General features: G+C 61.1%; 14 protein-coding genes and 1 riboswitch. Of the genes, 1 reads left to right on the top strand and 13 read right to left on the bottom strand.

Going from position 1 to position 17,607, the window contains the following annotated elements; all coding sequences use genetic code 11:
- Nucleotides 1-51: 51 nt before the first annotated feature.
- The 11 genes from argB to I2H19_RS01380 all read right to left on the bottom strand — a co-directional run bounded on the left by argB (nt 52) and on the right by I2H19_RS01380 (nt 13,224).
- Nucleotides 52-1,032 carry an acetylglutamate kinase gene (gene argB / locus I2H19_RS01430; RefSeq protein WP_055252306.1) on the bottom strand — a complete coding sequence of 327 codons (981 nt, stop codon included), beginning with the start codon at nt 1,030-1,032 and terminating at the stop codon, nt 52-54.
- A gap of 81 nt (nt 1,033-1,113) precedes the next feature.
- Complete coding sequence (gene argJ, locus I2H19_RS01425) at nt 1,114-2,382, bottom strand: bifunctional glutamate N-acetyltransferase/amino-acid acetyltransferase ArgJ (protein WP_195232435.1); 1,269 nt, start codon at nt 2,380-2,382, stop codon at nt 1,114-1,116.
- A gap of 134 nt (nt 2,383-2,516) precedes the next feature.
- Nucleotides 2,517-3,587 carry an N-acetyl-gamma-glutamyl-phosphate reductase gene (gene argC / locus I2H19_RS01420; protein WP_195620852.1) on the bottom strand — a complete coding sequence of 357 codons (1,071 nt, stop codon included), beginning with the start codon at nt 3,585-3,587 and terminating at the stop codon, nt 2,517-2,519.
- A gap of 257 nt (nt 3,588-3,844) precedes the next feature.
- Entirely contained in the window at nt 3,845-4,255 is a 411-nt protein-coding gene (locus tag I2H19_RS01415; protein ID WP_118272930.1) for a pyridoxamine 5'-phosphate oxidase family protein, read from the bottom strand.
- A gap of 51 nt (nt 4,256-4,306) precedes the next feature.
- Nucleotides 4,307-4,753, bottom strand: a complete 447-nt coding sequence (locus I2H19_RS01410) for a pyridoxamine 5'-phosphate oxidase family protein (protein ID WP_117563813.1) — start codon at nt 4,751-4,753, stop codon at nt 4,307-4,309.
- A gap of 30 nt (nt 4,754-4,783) precedes the next feature.
- Nucleotides 4,784-5,584: an energy-coupling factor transporter transmembrane component T family protein gene (locus I2H19_RS01405; RefSeq protein WP_055252301.1), complete on the bottom strand. Its 801-nt coding sequence runs from the start codon at nt 5,582-5,584 to the stop codon at nt 4,784-4,786.
- Nucleotides 5,584-7,488, bottom strand: coding sequence for an energy-coupling factor transporter ATPase (locus tag I2H19_RS01400; protein ID WP_195620851.1), 1,905 nt, complete (start codon nt 7,486-7,488; stop codon nt 5,584-5,586). The genes I2H19_RS01405 and I2H19_RS01400 overlap by 1 nt, the downstream gene beginning before the upstream one ends.
- Complete coding sequence (locus I2H19_RS01395) at nt 7,485-8,075, bottom strand: ECF transporter S component (protein WP_117635948.1); 591 nt, start codon at nt 8,073-8,075, stop codon at nt 7,485-7,487. Before I2H19_RS01395 ends, I2H19_RS01400 begins: the two co-directional genes overlap by 4 nt.
- 5 nt (nt 8,076-8,080) lie before the next feature.
- Nucleotides 8,081-8,271: riboswitch (FMN riboswitch) on the bottom strand.
- A gap of 369 nt (nt 8,272-8,640) precedes the next feature.
- Nucleotides 8,641-10,278, bottom strand: a complete 1,638-nt coding sequence (groL, locus tag I2H19_RS01390; RefSeq protein ID WP_006234938.1) for a chaperonin GroEL — start codon at nt 10,276-10,278, stop codon at nt 8,641-8,643.
- Between the two features lie 96 nt (nt 10,279-10,374).
- Nucleotides 10,375-10,668: a co-chaperone GroES gene (groES, locus tag I2H19_RS01385; protein WP_022094351.1), complete on the bottom strand. Its 294-nt coding sequence runs from the start codon at nt 10,666-10,668 to the stop codon at nt 10,375-10,377.
- A 912-nt stretch (nt 10,669-11,580) separates the two neighbouring features.
- Nucleotides 11,581-13,224, bottom strand: a complete 1,644-nt coding sequence (locus I2H19_RS01380) for an amidohydrolase (RefSeq protein WP_229089723.1) — start codon at nt 13,222-13,224, stop codon at nt 11,581-11,583.
- Between the two features lie 162 nt (nt 13,225-13,386).
- On the opposite strand from I2H19_RS01380, the gene I2H19_RS01375 reads away from it, so the two are divergent.
- Complete coding sequence (locus I2H19_RS01375) at nt 13,387-14,850, top strand: M20 family metallopeptidase (RefSeq protein WP_195620850.1); 1,464 nt, start codon at nt 13,387-13,389, stop codon at nt 14,848-14,850.
- Between the two features lie 140 nt (nt 14,851-14,990).
- Here I2H19_RS01375 and I2H19_RS01370 read toward each other — a convergent pair whose 3' ends face one another.
- Both I2H19_RS01370 and I2H19_RS01365 read right to left on the bottom strand, forming a co-directional pair.
- Nucleotides 14,991-16,319, bottom strand: a complete 1,329-nt coding sequence (locus I2H19_RS01370; RefSeq protein ID WP_195620849.1) for a zinc-ribbon domain-containing protein — start codon at nt 16,317-16,319, stop codon at nt 14,991-14,993.
- Nucleotides 16,320-16,469: 150 nt separating this feature from the next.
- Entirely contained in the window at nt 16,470-17,492 is a 1,023-nt protein-coding gene (locus tag I2H19_RS01365) for a YitT family protein (protein ID WP_195620848.1), read from the bottom strand.
- Nucleotides 17,493-17,607: the final 115 nt, after the last annotated feature.

The raw sequence follows: 17,607 nt of genomic DNA, 5'->3' as shown, positions 1-17,607 counted from the left end.
CGCCAGCCGGCGCGGGGCTATGGGTGCAGGAATGGGGCGGCTGCGGGTCAGCTAGACCGTCTGAAGTTTCTCGACCTCGTCAAGGTTTTCGGTCAGACGCGCAGCAAACGTCGAAAGCGGATGCGGATGCGTATCGAACTCGTAAGCCGTCTCGGTGGAATGGATCACGGTGCCGACGCCGGCATCGGTCAGCAGCTCCAGGAGCAGCGAATGCGGCGTAGTACCGTTAATGATGTGGGCACGAAATACGCCGCCGGTAAGCGCATCGACGGCCGCACGCAGCTTGGGAATCATGCCCTTATCGACCTCGCCGCCGTAGAGCATTTCGTTAACCTCGTCGAGCGTTAGGTTGGAGATAAGCGAGTCCTTGTCGCTAAAGTCCTTGTACAGGCCATCGACATCGGTCAAAAAGATCGCCTTATGCGCGTGGAGCGCCGCGGCAACGGCACCGGCGGCGGTGTCGGCGTTGATGTTGAAGAAACCGCCGTCCTCCCCCGCCGCGACGGTAGCGATGACGGGGATGTACTCGCTATCGAGTAAGCGCTCGATATAGTCGGTGTTGACGTGCGTCACTTTGCCCACACGACCGAGCTCGGGGTCGAGCGGCTCGGCGATGAGCGTGCCGGCATCGCTGCCCGACACGCCCACGGCCAGGTTACCGTGGTGGTTGATGGCAGCAACCAACTCCTGGTTGACCTTGCCGCCCAGTACCTCGCGCACGATATCCATAGTCGCCGGCGTGGTCACGCGCTGGCCGTTCTTAAACTCGACGGGGATGTCATAGTGGCTGAGCGCCTCGTTGATAGCCTTGCCGCCGCCGTGCACGATGACGGGACGCATACCGATGATCTTGAGCAAAACGATGTCGCTCATCACGTCGCGGCGCAGCTGCTCATCAACCATGGCGGCTCCGCCATATTTGATAACAACCGTCTTGCCGGTCAGGTTCTTAATCCACGGCAGCGCTTCGAACAGCAGCTGCGCGGTTGCTTCGTTGGATTCGCTCGAACGACAATCGCGTGCGAATTTCATAATCTGCCTCGTCTTTCGTATCGTTATCGCGCCGTGCTCCGCTGTCGGCAATCGCGGCAAGATGCGCAGCGTGCCTGGAATCTAGGAACGGTAATCGCCGTTGATGGAGATATACTCATGCGTGAGGTCGCAGGTCCACACGGTCGTTGCCGCGTCGCCTGCGCCCAGGTCGGCCGAGATCACGATCTCGGGCGCCTCGAAACGTCGTAGAGCCTCGTCCTCGTCAAAGCGAACAGTCAGACCGTCGCGACAGACGGGCATGCCCATCATGTCGATGGAAACGTCTTCCTGATTAAACTTCACGCCGCACTTGCCAAGCGCCATGGCAACGCGGCCCCAGTTGCAGTCGTGGCCGGCGATGCAGGTCTTAACGAGCGGCGAGTTGGCAACGGCACGAGCGGCGATATCAGCTTCCTCGTCGTTGGCGGCTCCGGTAACGTTGACCGTAACAAGCTTGGATGCGCCCTCACCATCGGCGGCGATATTGCGCGCCAGGCTCTCGCACACCTCGTGCACGGCAAATGCCAACTCGTCGAAGGCATCGGAGCCCTCGACGATAGGCTCGGCATCTGCGGCAGCGGCGCCGGAGGCAAGCATGATGCAGGTGTCGTTGGTCGAGGTGTCGGAATCGACCGTTACCTTGTTAAAGGTCTGCTTGACGGTCGAGAGCAGCAGGGCATGAAGTGCCGCAGGCTCGACGGGGGCATCGGTGGTGATAACTGCGATCATGGTGGCCATATTGGGCATGATCATGCCCGAGCCCTTGCACATGCCGCCTACCGTATAGACATTGCCCGCATGACCCGCAGCCTCACTGACGTAGGACACGGCGTACTCCTTGGAGTGCGTGTCGGTCGTCATGATGGCGCGAGCGGCATCGGCGCCACCGTGGGCGGAGAGCGCCTCGTAGGCAGCAGGAATGGCTGTCTCAAACGTGTCGATCGGCAGAATCTGGCCAATCACACCCGTGGAGGCAACCAGGATCTGCTGGGGTTCGCAGCCGATAACCTGCGATGCGATGTTGCAGGTCTCGCGCGCGCAGGCAAGGCCGGTCTCGCCCGTGGCGGCGTTCGCGTTGCCGGAGTTGATTGAAACACCGGCGATGATACCGTAGCCCTTGTCCGCACCGCCCAGGTTGGCACGGCTCACCTGCACGGGCGCCGCGCAAAAGCGGTTGGTCGTAAACACGCCGGCGCCGGGACAGGGTTTATCGGGCATGACGAGCGCATAGTCTAAGCGCTCGGGATTCTTCCGGAATCCCGCATGGATGCCTGCGGCCTTAAAGCCGGCCGCTGCCGTAACGCCACCCTCGACGGCGCGAATCTTGATATCAATCAGGTCGGTATTCATCGTCTTTATGACTCCTTATGTCAAACAAAAAACGGACATCGGTTGGTGCGCCATGCCAGTCGCAATCATGAGACCAGCTTAAGAGTGGCGCCCCACTCGATGCCCGACTACCAAATCGTTAACAATCGAATGTGCTACACCGGGCACGCCACTGTGGGCAAGCCTCGTCGCTCGTCAAAGCCAAAGACGATATTGGCGCACTGGACTGCTTGGCCCGCAGCGCCCTTGCACAAATTGTCGATAGCGCCCGTCGCCACCAGCACGCCCGCGCGCTTGTTGAACGCAAGGCCAATCTGGGCGGCGTTGGTGCCGACGACCGAAGCCGTCTTGGGCTGCTGGCCGGCATCGAGCACGCGCACAAAGGTGCGTCCAGCGTAGAACTGCTTGTAATAGTCGACAACGTCCTCAAGGATCAAGGTATCGATAGCCTGCGGCGCAAGCGGCATCGTTACCGTAGAGAGTAGACCGCGCTTGAGGGGTGCCAGGTGCGGGGTAAAGACGACGCGATCTGTTAGACCAAGGATTTGCTCGATTTCGGGCGTGTGACGATGCTTGCCCACGCCGTAGGCCTCCAAATTCTCGTCGGCGCTGCAAAAATGCGTACGAGCGTTGCAGGACTTGCCGGCACCCGTCACACCGCTGATGGCATCGACAATCACGGGACCGTTCTCTGCCACCCAGCCCGCACGCACGGCAGGAGCGGCAGCAAGGCTCGTTGCGGTGGGATAGCAGCCGGCGCAGGCGACCAAAACGGGCCCGCCAGCGGCATGGCTGGAAGCAGCGGTCTCTAAGTCCTGACAGAACAGCTCGGGCAGGCCGAAAGCGCGAGTCTTGAGCAGCTCGGGGCTCGTGTGCTCGGCGGCATACCATGCCTCAAAGACGGACGGGTCGCTCAGACGGTAATCGGCCGAAAGATCAAAGCAGGAAACGCCCGCGGCAAGGAGTGCGGGCACCTGTGCCATGGCAGCCGTGTGCGGCACGGCAAGAAAAACCGCATCGCAGCTCTTGAGCTCGGGGGCGTCATGCGTGGTGAAAACCAGATCGCTCACGCCAGTAAAGCTCGGATACACCGCGGACAGCGGCTGGCCGGCATCGGCGTTGGACGTAATGGCAACAAGTTCAAACTCGGGATGACCGAGCACGAGGCGAATGAGCTCGGCTCCGGCATATCCAGCCGCGCCGACGATTCCAACCTTCAAAGACATATCAGACTCCTTGTCTGCGATTTATGCACCGATGCGCATTTCGCAGCGGTCGTTATGAAGTGGGTTGAAACTTTAGCACCAAAAGATGCATGAATACGTAAATGGCTTGCATATTCATGCATTGAAACATTCCCGACACATTCGCTTGAAGGAATTGACAAATGGAGCGGGCCCCGTATTGACCGGCGCTCCTAACGGCGCCGGGCAATACGGGGCCCGCCCATGCGAAAACCAAGTTGTTAGGATGAGCCAGCTGGCTAGAGCTCGACCGGCACCCATTCGTCGTGATTGCAGATAAATGCCTCGGAATCCTCGACGCTAAAGAAGACAAGCGCGGGGTCGTTAGGCCCCTCATAGTGCTCGCCCAGGTGCTCTAGATGCTTCCACCCGGCTTCGCGCATTTCGTCTAAAGCCCGGTCATCCAAGCCGGCACGCCCGCGCAAGATGAGCCAGCCATGGCCCGGCCACCAACTCGTGGCCTCAAAGCGCTGGTTTTGCAGCAGCTCTTGCCACACATCTTTGGTGCGCGCTGTTACAAACCACAGCTTGCCATCCTGGATCTGCGCAAACGAAAACGGACGCACATGAGGCTGTCCGTCAACGCTCGTCGCCAAATACCATGCCGGCACCGACGTCAGATACTCCAACACCGTATTCAATCCGTCCATGTGTCCTCCTGGCGCTAGCTAATTCGGAACGGGTAGTTAATTTGAGACGCTCTAGAGCTCCAGGCGCTCCTCGCTGCCGTCGATATCACAGAAGCGCGCGGCAATGTTGCGGACCGAAAAGAAAGCAAGGCGGCCGTCGTTGGCACTCTCGTGTTCCTCGCCGATGCCCACCATGTGCTTAAAACCCGCTTGACGCACCTTGTCGCTCGCAACCGCGTCGTCCTCAAGTGCGGCCTCGCCGGTCAACACGATCCAACATTCCCCCGGCTTCCAGCCCGAGAGCTCAAACTTGGGATTCGCACTCAGCTCCGCCCACACATCCTTGTCGCGCGACGTGCAAAACCACAGCTTACCGTCATCGACCATGGCAAACGAAAACGGCCTCACGCGAGGCTGATGCCCGTCGGTCACATCGGTCGTGGCCAGATACCACGCCGGAATGCGCCTGAGATACGAACAGGCGCGCTCAAGCTGAGCCGTGCGGTCGTTGTCGGTCATAGGGACCCCTTTCTTGCGCTCGAATCGCGCCTAAACAAGTTGAAGGTTGACGACGATGACACACGCAAACAGCAGCATCGTCACAACCGCAGCCAGCGCATCCCCGCGGCGAAATGCAAGTGCATGCAGACGCGTGCGGCCCTGCTCGCCGTGATAGCAGCGTGCATCCATGGCGGCAGACAACGTCTCGGCATGACGGAACACGCCCGTGAACAGTGGAATCGCCACACTGCCGAGCATACGCACGCCGCCGAGCGGGCCACCCGTCACGCGTGCACCGCGGCTTGCCTGCGCGTCCGCCGTCTGCTTCATCTCGGTGGCAAACTGCGGCATAAAGCGCAACGCGATGCCCATGATCATGCCGAGCTCATGCGCAGGGAGCCCCACGCGCGCAAACGGTGCGAGCAGACGCTCAAAGCCCGCGGTGAGGTCGAGCGTAGGCGTGGTGAGCGTAATGGCGCTCATGCCGGCCATCATCAAGCTCAGGCGGCACGCCATAAAGGCGGCGGAATGCAGCGAGCCCTCGCTTATCTGCAAAAAGCCAAGCTGCCACAGAATGCGCCCGCTCTGGTCGGAAAACAGGTTGAGCACTGCGACCACCACGACAATCGCCAGCAATGGTGCCATCGATGATAGGACCCGGCGCAACGGCACCCGGGACACGGTATAGATCAGGACAACGAAGATTGCGACCGGGGCCAGTCCGCGGAAGCTGCTGACCGTGAGCGTCGTGATCAGAAACACAAAGCCCAAGAGCAACTTAGTTCGCGGGTCCAGGCGGTGGATCGCACTATCGCCGGGATAGTAGCTGCCAAACGAAAACGCCTCCATTAGCAGCCCTCCTCTCGCGCGACCGTCTTGGATTTTGCCTTGTCCGAGATGTTAGAAGGACTGTCCGAGCGACCGATAAGCAGGTCCACCAACTCGTCTGCCAGCGACTCAACCGTATAGAGGCCGTCAAAGCGCAGCGACACGTCTGCCTTCGCAAGCGCCAGCGCCATGCGCTGGGCAGCGGGAACACCCAAGCCGATCGATTTAAGCTCATCCGCTTGCGCAAAAACTTGAGCGGGCGTGCCCTCGGCAAACACCGTGCCCTCGTTCATCACGACAATACGGTCGCAGCAATTGGCAAGGTCATCCATACTGTGTGAGACCATGACGACGGTCAGGCCCCCATGGTGAAGTCGATCGATGAGCTCCAGGAAGTCACTGCGCGCCGCCGGATCGAGCCCCGCCATGGGCTCATCGAGTACCAGGACCTCGGGCTCCATGGCAAGCACGCCGGCAAACGCCACGCGCCGCTGCTGCCCGCCCGAAAGCTCAAAGGGGCTCTTGTCGCCCACCGTAGCCAGGTCGAGCCCCACGCGCGCGAGCGATGACTCAACGCGGCGGGCAACCTCGGCCTGCGACAAGCCAAGGTTACGCGGACCAAATGCCACGTCCTGTGTCACGGTCTCGGCAAACAGCTGACGCTCGGGATATTGAAACACCACGCCGACCTTTGCCTTAACCGCGGCGGCGTCTTTCTTGCTTGATAGGTCGAGCCCCAGCGCGTAAACGCTCCCCTCCTGCGGGCGGATTAATCCGTTGAGGTGCTGGACCAGTGTGGATTTACCCGAACCGGTATGGCCTGCTAGCCCCAGGAACTCGCCGCGGCGCACCGTCAAAGACACGTCGCGCAGTGCCCACGGACTGCTAGGGTCGTTTCCCCAAAGAGCCTGTTTGTTCGATTTGCCCGCAGCGGCCGAGCGCTTATGCCAGCGACGGCGCTCGCGGGCGCTCAGCGAATAGCTATACGAAAGGTGCGAAATCTCGATGACGGGCTCCAGCGCGTCTGCGCCATCGATTGCAGAGGAGACGTTGTCGGGGATACGAGAATCGGATGCGAAAGGCCGCCCGGCGATGCCTGTCCTACTCCGCTTGGTATAAGCCTGCGCTATATCGGCGACCATATCCGCCTCGCGCACCCGTGCGCAAATGGGCACGCCCTTCGCGCGAAGCGCCCTGCCAAGACAGCACGATGCCGGCATATCCAGGTTCAGCCGCGCGAGTTCGTCCGCCCGCGTCAAGATCTCCTCGGGCGTACCGAGCATGGCAACGCGGCCCGTCTGGAAGACAGCAACGCGATCGGCCTCAGCGGCCTCTTCCATAAAGTGCGTAATCATCACGATGGTCATGCCGCGTTCGTGCAGCGCGTGACAGGCCTTCATAAGGCCCTTGCGCCCGCGCGGATCGAGCATCGAGGAGGCCTCATCCAAGATGAGCATGCGCGGCTCCATGGCGAGCACGCCGGCAAGCGCCACGCGCTGCTTTTGTCCGCCCGAAAGAGCGTGGGTCTCGTGGCGCTTAAAGCCCACCAGACCCACGGCCTTCAGCGCCTCGCGCACGCGCTGCGCAATCTGGGCCGATTCGACCCCTAAGTTCTCGGGACCAAACGCAACATCGTCCTCGACAAGCGTCGCCACCAGCTGATCATCCGGGTTCTGGAACACCATGCCCGCAGTCGAACGGATGTCGTAGACCAGCTCGGGATCGGACGCGTCCATGCCGTTGACGTACACCGTTCCCGCATCGGGCTGAAGCAGCGCATTCAGGTGCTTGGCAAACGTCGACTTGCCCGACCCATTACCACCGAGGATGCAGAAAAACTCGCCATCCTCGATGTTCAGGTCGACGCCGTCGAGCGCCGGTGCAGCACCGTCATAGCTAAAGGAAACGCCCCGACACTCAATCATGCGCGGCCTTTGACCTGGTCTTTCTTGGGCGTGATGAGATTAGAGACCGCCTTGTACACCGCCAGCGTCAACACCGAGTTGAGCACGGTCTTGATAAGGTTGAACGGCAGCACGGCGGGAAGCATGAGCGGGGCGATTACATCGACCGAGCCATACCAGAACCAAACACCAATGGTAAGGTTTGCGACCATGGACAGCGCCGTAGCGGCAATGACGCCGAGCGCCAGGCCAATCACGGCACCCTTGTAGGTGTGCATCTTTTGGTAGACGATCGCCGCGGGCAGAATGTAGCCCAGCGTGGCAACCAAGTTCATAAGCGCACCGACCCAATCGCCCGTGGTAAGCGCATGGATAACGATCGCCATAGCGGCAACGGCAGTGCCGGCACCAGGGCCATACGCAAATCCGCACACCATCGCCGGCACCAGCGACGGGTCATACGTCAAAAACGGCGCCGAGGGAAGGATGGGCAGCTGCACATACATAAACAGCGCTCCCAAGGCGCACATCAACGCCATGGTAACGAGCTGTTTAGTGCTCCACCTATTCGTGTTCTCAAAATGGATATGCTGCGACTGTTCAGACATAAGATCACCTGCCTCTTTCATCCGGACTCTAACCGTTGGTACTGGGATCTCACCAGTTCAGCCGGCATGCGAACCAACGCACACACGGGTCGCGGACTCATCGGCTCGACTCAGGTCCTCGCCTGCGCCACGGCACCCCTTTGGCACCGCCCGATTTACCGCCAGTGGGGAATTTCACCCCGCCCTGAAACAGCAATTGCAAGTGTAGCACGGGCAGGTTTTCGCGCAAGTATGCCAAGGGTAATTTATGGCGGGGACCAGTTGCCGCAACAACCACATTCCCCACCCATCCCAAAGTAACGCGCCTTTCGCGGCAAAGCCGCGAAACAGCGACCGGGACATGTATCCCCATCAGCCACGATCTCCGCCCACGCCGACCTCAAGGCCGTAAATGCAGGGGATCCGGGGGCGTGACGGGGTTTCTCTCCGGAACATTCCGCAGGACGCAAAGAGGCTCCGCAGCGCAAAGCGCGATGCGGAGCCTCTTTGCATGTCCGAGGACGTTCCGGAGAGAAACCCCGTCACGCCCCCGGATCCCCGGTGGGAGTTCTAGACCTTGTCGGCCTTAGTACATACCGCCGCCCTGCTGACCAGCGGTAGCAGCAGCGATAGCATCCTCAAGCTGAGTGTTTTTTGGCACATCGGAGACGGTGGCCTCGGTGATAAGGATCAGGCTGGCGACAGAAGCAGCGTTCTGCAGGGTGACGCGGCTGACCTTGACGGGGTCGAGGACGCCCATCTCGATCATGTCGCCCCACTCGCCGTTGGCAGAGTTGAGACCCTGGCCGGCGGGCAGCTCGGCGACCTTGTCGACCACGACAGCGCCCTCAAAGCCAGCGTTCTTGGCGATGGTGGCGACCGGAGCGGTCAGAGCCTTCTTGACGATGTCGACGCCGATCTTCTCCTCGGGGTCATCGATCTCGACGGCATCGAGCGCAGGAGCAGCGTCCATGAAGGCGACGCCGCCGCCAGCGACAATGCCCTCCTCGACAGCAGCGCGGGTGGCCTGCAGGGCGTCCTCGACGCGATGCTTGATCTCCTTGAGCTCGGACTCGGTAGCAGCGCCGACCTTGATGACGGCAACGCCACCGGAGAGCTTGGCCAGGCGCTCCTGGAGCTTCTCACGGTCGAAGTCAGAGGTGGTGTTCTCCATCTCGCCCTTAATCTGAGCGATACGGGCGTCGATGGCCTCCTTGGAGCCAGCGCCGCCGACGACGACGGTGTTGTCCTTAGAGATGGTGACGGACTTAGCGGTACCGAGCATATCGGCGGTGATGTCAGCGACCTTCACGCCCAACTCGTCCAGGGCAGCCTGGCCACCGGTGAGGACGGCGATGTCCTCGAGGATGCGCTTGCGGCGATCGCCGTAGCCCGGGGCCTTGACGGCGCAGACGTTGAGGGCGCCACGGATCTTGTTGAGGACCAGGGTCGGCAGAGCCTCGCCGTCGATGTCCTCAGCGATGATGAGCAGGCCACGGCCAGCGCGCTGGACAGCCTCGAGAACGGGCATGATGTCCTGAACGCTGGAGATCTTCTGGTCGGTGATGAGGATGTACGGATCCTTCATCACGGCCTCCATGCGGTCGTTGTCCGTGACGAAGTAAGCGGAGACATAGCCCTTGTCGAACTGCATGCCCTCGACGGTGTCGATGGTGATGTCGAACGTCTGGGAATCCTCGACGGTGATGACGCCGTCCTTGCCCACGACCTCCATGGCCTCGGCGATCTTCTCGCCGACCTCGGGGTCACCGGCGGAGATGGTACCGACGGAAGCGATCTGCTCCTTGGTCTCGACCGGCTTGGCCTGCTTCTTCATCTCGGCGACGGCGGCGTTGACGGCCTTGTCGATGCCGCGACGGATGGCCAGCGGGTTAGCGCCAGCGGCGACGTTGCGCAGACCGTCGTTGACGATGGCCTGAGCGAGCAGGGTTGCGGTGGTGGTGCCGTCACCCACGGTGTCGTTGGTCTTGGTAGCGACCTCCTTCACCAGCTGAGCACCCATGTTCTCGATGTTATCCTCGAGCTCGATCTCCTTGGCGACGGAAACGCCGTCGTTGGTGATGGTCGGGGCACCGAACGTGCGCTGCAGCGCAACGTAGCGGCCCTTGGGGCCCATGGTGACGGTAACGGCGTCGGCCAGAGTGTTGACGCCCTTGGCAAGCTTAGCGCGGGCATCGGTGTTGAACGTAATGTTCTTTGCCATGGTAGGTAATCCTCCAAAAGAAATGTGACTCGCGCCGCCGCTTCCGAGTCCTATGCGGCGGGCGCGTTCAAAGACGAATCAGAGATTCTGACGAGACTAGGCCTCGACGACAGCGTAGATGTCGTCGGCGCGCATCAGCAGATACTTCTCGCCGTCGACCTTGACCTCGTTGCCACCGAACTTACCGTAGATGACAACGTCGCCAACCTTGACGTCCATGGGGATGCGCTCACCCTTGTCGTTGACCTTGCCGGCGCCCACGGCAACGATGGTGCCGCGCTGCGGCTTCTCCTGAGCGTTGCTGGCGATATACAGACCAGAAGCGGTCTTCTGCTCGGCCTCGTCGGGCTTGACCAGAACACGATCTGCAAGCGGCTTCAAAGACGACATGCTTGTCTCCTCCTTTTTGGGCCGCGTGGTTATGCCACGCGAATTAACCCTTTTTGTTTGCGTACGCGTTGAATGGTACCCACGAATGGCGGGTTATACAACACGGAGTCAAAAAATCTTATTTTTTGGCACTTAGATTTTCTGAATGCCGGGGGATAGCTTAGCGATGCCTCCCGTGTGGCTCCGGAGGGGCGGGGCGTAAGGTTTCCTGCTCGGGCAGTCCTGCTCGCACGAAGGCCGCATTAAGTGGCCTTCGGCTCGTGCGGAACTCGCGACAAACTTCATGCCCTCCGGTCCGCCCCGGGAGCTAGGTTAACTAATTCGGACCCGGCATTCAGAAAAGTCAGTGCAGCAAAATGGCGATGCGGATAGCGACATGGGCATGGTTTTCGTTGCGCGCACGGGTCCCCTGGGGAGCACCGTGCATTTTTGGGAGTATTCAGCAAGCCAGGACGGCTGCATACACGCCGGACACACCATATTGGTCCCAAGGACGCCTTCGACCGGCGATTTGAGTCGGCAGGCAAACCCCGCCAGGACAAAAAGGCATGCTTCGCGCCGTACCGGAGCCCAAAATGACGTCAATCTCCGCAACGTTACTCATCCGCAGCGGCACCGGCAGAGCTCGCGGTGCTGAATACTCCGTTTTTTGCACGGCACGGGCGGGGGTACATCAGGATCAGGAAGGACATCCCAGCCTTTTTATGCAATCTGTAATGGGAAGTATGCAAAACACCAAGAGATAGCATTGCTGGTGTCCAAATTGAGCGCGGGGCAGCAGCACCTCCGCCCCGCACCCAAATCCAACAGAGCAGGGACGCTCATGGCGGATCCCCACCAAAACGCAAACGCGGCTCGAGCGCTATCCCAAAAAGGCTGCCCGAGCCGCGCTTAACGGTACGGCATGAATACTTAGCGCTCGTAAATCAAGTTACCTGCCAGGTAGGTGGTCTGAACCTTGGTAGCCTGGAGCTCTTGGGGGTCGATGGTGAGTGGGTTTTGGTCCAGGACTACCAGGTCGGCGTATTTGCCGGGTTCCAGGCTGCCGAGGTTTTGCTCGTCGCCCGCTGCATAGGCGCTGCCCAGGGTGTAGTTGCGCAGAGCCGTTGCCGCATCGATGCGCTCGCTCGGCAACCAGCCGCCCTCGGGCCAGTGGCTTTTGGGGTCCTGGCGCATGATGGCCGTGTAGAGCACGTTCATGCTGGTAACGGGCGTGATAGGGCTGTCAGTACCGAAGGCTTGGCGGATGCCGCGCTGCTTATAGGTTGCGAACGGCCACATGATTCGGCTTCGCTCCAGGCCAAGGTCGCGCTCTGGGCCACCCGGATCGAGCGTGATGTGGCAGGGCTGGCTCGAGGCGACCACGTTGAGCTTGCGCAGGCGGTCGATATCCTCGGGCAGGAGGTTCTCCAGATGCTCGAGCGTGTTATGACCGTGCTGGGGCAGGCCGTACAGCCCTGCCGCCTCCTCAAAGATATCGAGCGCAGCATGGATGGCACCGTCGCCGATGACGTGGATGCGCACGGTGTGCCCGCGCTCCGCAGCAGCCAGAACCAGCTTGCGCATGCGCTCGACGGGAACCGTCAGGCGACCTTGATCGCCCGGGAAGCGCGGGTTGGTATAGGGCTCGGTGAGATATGCCGTGTGTTCGCTCGACACGCCGTCGAAGAACTGCTTAAAGCCCGGTGCCGAGAGCAGCGCGTTGTTCGCGTAGCGGGTCTGCAGTTCTTCTAAGCGCGATTGGTCATCCAGCAACGTGGGGAACAGATGGGCTCGGATGCCCAGCTTGCCGGCTGCCTGTAGCTTGTCGTAGACATCATCGCGGATAAAATCGCAGCCCGGCATGGGCATGAGCGACATATCGCATATCGAGGTGATGCCCTGCTCGGCCATCCGCCTCATTTGATCGGCGTAAGCGCTTGCGATGCGATCCTCGCCCAGCCACTCAAGGCAGCGCGGTAGCAGCTGCATGGCAGCCGCCTCGTGAGCAATGCCCGTGAGCTCGCCGTTTGCATCCTTGTCGTAGCTGCCGCCCGCTGGCGGCTCGCTGTCGCGTGTGACGCCGAGCGCCTCGAGTGCGCGGCTGTTGAGCCAAAGCGTATGCCCGTCGCCCGAATACATAACGCAGGGACGATCGGGGAATGCCGCATCGAGCGACGCCTTGGTAGGATGCTCGGGCGGGTCCCAACGGTAGTCGCGCCAGCCCTGCGTCACAACCCAAGCGTCATCGGGCAGGTCCTTGGAAAACTCGAGCGCGTGCTGCACCAGCGCAGTCTCGGACGTGCCCATATCCATGAGCATGTACGGCGAGGAGCCGACCGAGGTATGGAAGAAGTGCAGATGAGCGTCATGAAAGCCGGGGCAGACAAACTGCTCGCCGTAGTCGATAACCGGCGTAGCGGCAGGCGCGGCGGCAATCACGTCATCGGGCGCACCGACTGCGACGATACGGTCGCCTGCGATGGCAATCGCCAGCTCGCGGGCGGTATCGATGCCGTCTTGCGCGGTAAAGACGTTCTTGGAGCGGATAATCCGATCGATATGTTGCATGGGCATCCCCATCTCTGGCAGGAAATTCAACACCCCCGAGTGTACTCCCCCGCCCTTGTAACAAAACCCCAAGCGGCAAACGGCAACTTTACCAGCCCTAGCGGCAGGTGGCATACTGGAGAGAGCCTGTACGATTTTGCGATCAACCCAGCAAGGAGCAAATCGACCATGACGAAGACCAAGGCACAGCAGATTATGGCGGCGACCGAGGCTCGCGCGGCTGACGACGTCACCGCAGCCATCAAAGATATCGCTACCGAGTTTGAACCCTATATCATCAAGCAGCGCCGGCACTTCCATAAGCACCCGGAGCTGAGCCTTGCCGAGGAGCGCACGACCTCCGACATCGCCAACCAGCTCGACGCCATGAATATCCCCTACGAGCGTCCGCTCAAGACCGGCTTGGTGGCAACGCTTCGCGGTACCGCGCCGGATGCCTACCACGAGGACGGCACGCCGCGCCGCCGCATCCTGCTGCGCGCGGATATCGACGCCCTGCCCGTCACCGAGCAGACCGGCGAGGAGTTTGCCAGCGTCAACGAGGGCTGCATGCACGCCTGCGGCCACGACTGCCACATCGCCATGATGCTCGGCACGCTGCAAATCCTGCGCCATATGACCGACGACATCCACGGCGAAGTCCGCATCGTCTTCCAGCCCAGCGAGGAAAACGGCCAGGGCGCCAAGCTCATGATCGGCACGGGCGTGCTCGACGGCGTCGATGGCGCCTACGCCGCGCACATCTGGAGTGAGGTCGACGCCGGCACCGTGAGCTGTGAGCCCGGACCGCGCATGGCCAATACCGACTGGTTCCGCATCGACGTCCGCGGCACCTCGTGCCACGGCGCCATGCCCCAGCGCGGTCACGACGCCGTTATGGTTGCCGCCGAGATCGTCAACGCTCTGCAGACCATCGTTTCGCGCGAGATCAGTCCCTACGAGCCGGCCGTCATTACCGTCGGCGAGCTGCACGGCGGCACCGCGCGCAACGTTATCGCCGGCACGGCCTACCTCGCCGGCACGGTGCGCACCTACGGAGATTCGACCCACGAGGAAATGCCGGAGCTCATGCGCCGCATCGTGGAGCATACCGCGGCCGCCTTGGGCGCCGAGGCAGAGCTCACCGACTACACCATCGCCAATTACAAGGTCGAAAACGATGCCGCCTCGAGCGAGCGCTGCCGCCAGGCAGTAATCAAATGCCTGGGCCCCACCGGCCAAGGCCATTATCGCGGCACACTCTCGGGTGAGGATTTTTCGGAGTACCTGCGCCGCGTACCGGGCGTGCTCGCCTTTGTTGGCACGCGCAACCCCCAGATTGGCGCCACGTACGCCCAACATTCTTGCTTCTACAAGATTGACGAGTCGGTACTGGCCAAGGGCTCCATGGTGGCCGCCCAATATGCCATCGACTTTTTGGCCGAGCCCACACAAGAAGAGCTCGACGGCCCCACGATTGCCGCGGTCGCCGAGACCAATCCCGACCTGGCAGCCAAACTGCGCTCTGCCAAGGCCACGGCCGCCGAGGCCCGCGACGCCATGCACGATGCCCGCACCGCCCGACACGCCGCAATCAAGGGCATCCACGACGCTCGCGCCGCCGCCCGCCGCGAGGAGAAGCACGACGAGTAGTCGATCCACGACCATCTCGCAGTCATAGCCGCATCGCGATATCAAAGCGGGGGCGGACGCTTCGGCACGTCCGCCCCCGCTTATTTGTCAAGCGCTATTTCTACCGTTTCTACCCCGTCCCCAAATGGCAGGTGGCAGGGTTACTCGTCCTGCGGGTCCTCGTCGGAGCTTGGCGCAGGCTCGGGCTCAGGTGCAGGCTCGGGCTCAGGTGCAGGCTCGGGCTCCGGTTCCGGCATGGGCGCGGGCTCGGGCTCAGGCACGGGCGCGGGCTCAGGCTCAGGCTCAGGCTCAGGCACGGGCTCGGGCTCGGGCTCGGGCGCAGGCGCCGGCGCCGCAGCGGAATCGGATACGGGCGCTGCGTCGGCGCTAAAACCAGCCGGAGCAGACTTCTTCTCAAACGGCAGCACAAAAGTCAGGACGTCGTCCTTGTCCTCGTCGGCCCACTCGCTTGCGTAGCGCGCTACCCAATAGCCAACGGCACGATGCTTGAGCATCTTGCCAAAGACCGTGAGGAATACCGTGACAAACGCCGTCAGCACCAAGAACAATACGAGCGTGATGCCACCGCCGGTAACAAGCGCCTCAATAGCCGAAGGACGGTAGTAGTAGCTATACATACCGACAGAGGCAATGGTGCCAAAGACGAGCGTCAGGATCCATGTGACAACGTTGGCGACCAGGCCCGTCAAAAACTCGGGAAGGAACGAAGCGCAGAACAGTTTGGTCTTGTTGTGCTTAAAGGCCGCCCAGACCTTATCGAGCGAAAACGCGCTCTCGACACGACCGGTCACCGCAAAGTGCATCACGGCAATGTCGGCGAACATCTTAAAGAAGACCCCCAAGACCGCCGTGGCAATCATAGCCAGGACAAGCAGGCCAAGCGAGCCGAACAGCGCTGCCTCGAGTGCATAAGAGCCGTAATACGAATACGAGCCCGCGGCGCCAATTACCACGCTCTCCACCAGCGAAAGCACTACACCGATAACGGGAATGGCAGCAATAACCTCGAGCACGACCGAGATAACGCTCGAAAAGACTCCGAGGCCAAACGACGTGGAACGCATGAGTGGACGATCCATACCGTCATCAACCTTGAGCGACAGATCGCGACCCCACTCAATACCAAAGCCGGAACCACACACGCTCGCAATGCAAGCTGCCAAAAAGCCGATGGCAGCCGCGATACCGCCGATAACGGGAATGAACAGCACGAGCACCGACACAACACAAATCAGCGCCGGCAAAAAGGCGATCTGGCACACGCGCTGCAACACGCCCGGCGTCTTGGTCATGTCCTCAAACGCCTGAGCCACACAGCCCTTGGACGCATTCGCCACGGGCGGTTGCGAAACAAACTGCTGGGGCTGACCCTGAGGGGCAGAGGCTGCGGCACCGGCATTAGGAGCACCGCACGCGCCACAGAACTTGTCGTTGTCGCCCATGGGGGCACCACACTGCGAACAGAACATCGAAATCATCCCTTCGTATCATGAGCGAATCATCTGGATCGCAAACGATGTCTTTGGCATCATTATCACCCAATGTGGGGACAAATACTCCAACATGACGCATTTGCAATGCGCAGGGCGCTATTCGATTGTTTGATGAGCTCGACCGCGTTAGTTCGTTCCGCGGAAACCCTTGCCGACGATCTCGGAGCTGTCGACAATCGTGATAAAGGCACCCGGATCGATCTCGCGCGCGTAGCGACGCAGTTGCACGGCCTCGCGACGACTCAGCACGCTCATAATCACCGTCACGCACTTGCCCGAGAAAGCACCGTAGCCGCGGCTGATAGTCGCCGTACGGTTGAGATGCTTGACGATAAACTCCTCGACCTTAAGGGGCTCGGAGCAAATGACCGTGCAGACTTTGCGCAGGTGAATGCTCTCGATGGCCTTGTCGACCACGAGCGTCTTGGCAAACAGGCCGAGCACGCAATACAGACCGACGCGCGGGCCGTACAAGAAGGCCGCGATGGTCACGATGCCGATATCGACCAGTAGCAGGGCGCGGCCAATCTCGAGCGTCGTGCGGCGCTTGAGGATCATGGCGAGAATGTCCGTGCCGCCCGTCGAGGCACCAATATCAAAGACGATGGCGCTGCCGAGCGCCGGCAGAATCACGGCAAAGCACAGGTCGAGCCACATATCGCCCGTCATCGAGACATCGGTCGGAATAAAGAGCTCAAACAGCGAAACATAGGCGGACAGCGCAAACGAGGCGAAGACGCTCCACAGGATTGCCTTGCGCTCCAAAAAGATAAAACCCAAGACGACGAGAAGCGCGTTGATAATCCACATAAAGACGCCGACGGGCAGGGTCGGGAACAGCGTGGACAGAATGACCGACACGCCCGAGGTGCCGCCAAAAGCAAAGTGATTAGGTGTTTTAAACGCAACGATGGCAAAGGCCGTGAGGATCAGGCCCAAATTGAGCTCGGCAAAAAAGCGCGGAAAGCCCGGCTCCTGGCTGCGCTTGCGACCAGCGCGCTCGCCCCGCTCGATAACATCGCGATCGACCACGCGCTCCATCGGCACTACGGGAGGACGATGCACCTCTTCGGCAGCACGCGACGCCGCCTCTGCCGCAGCGGCCTCAATTGCCCATGCCTTGCTTTCTGTTTCGTGCTCGTCGGCCATTACGGCAACTCCTCGTTAACAATTTGGAAACAATGCGCCCATTAGGGTAACGCGGAACGTGGGGATTGCAACCCTTAGTTAGACGAGCGGTATGCCTACATCGGGAGCGTACAGA

The sequence above is a fragment of the Collinsella aerofaciens genome (genome assembly GCF_015560135.1).
Taxonomy (GTDB): domain Bacteria; phylum Actinomycetota; class Coriobacteriia; order Coriobacteriales; family Coriobacteriaceae; genus Collinsella; species Collinsella aerofaciens_AN.
The sequence above is the reverse complement of the archived record's forward strand: the minus strand, read 5'-3'. Positions and strand labels throughout refer to the sequence as shown.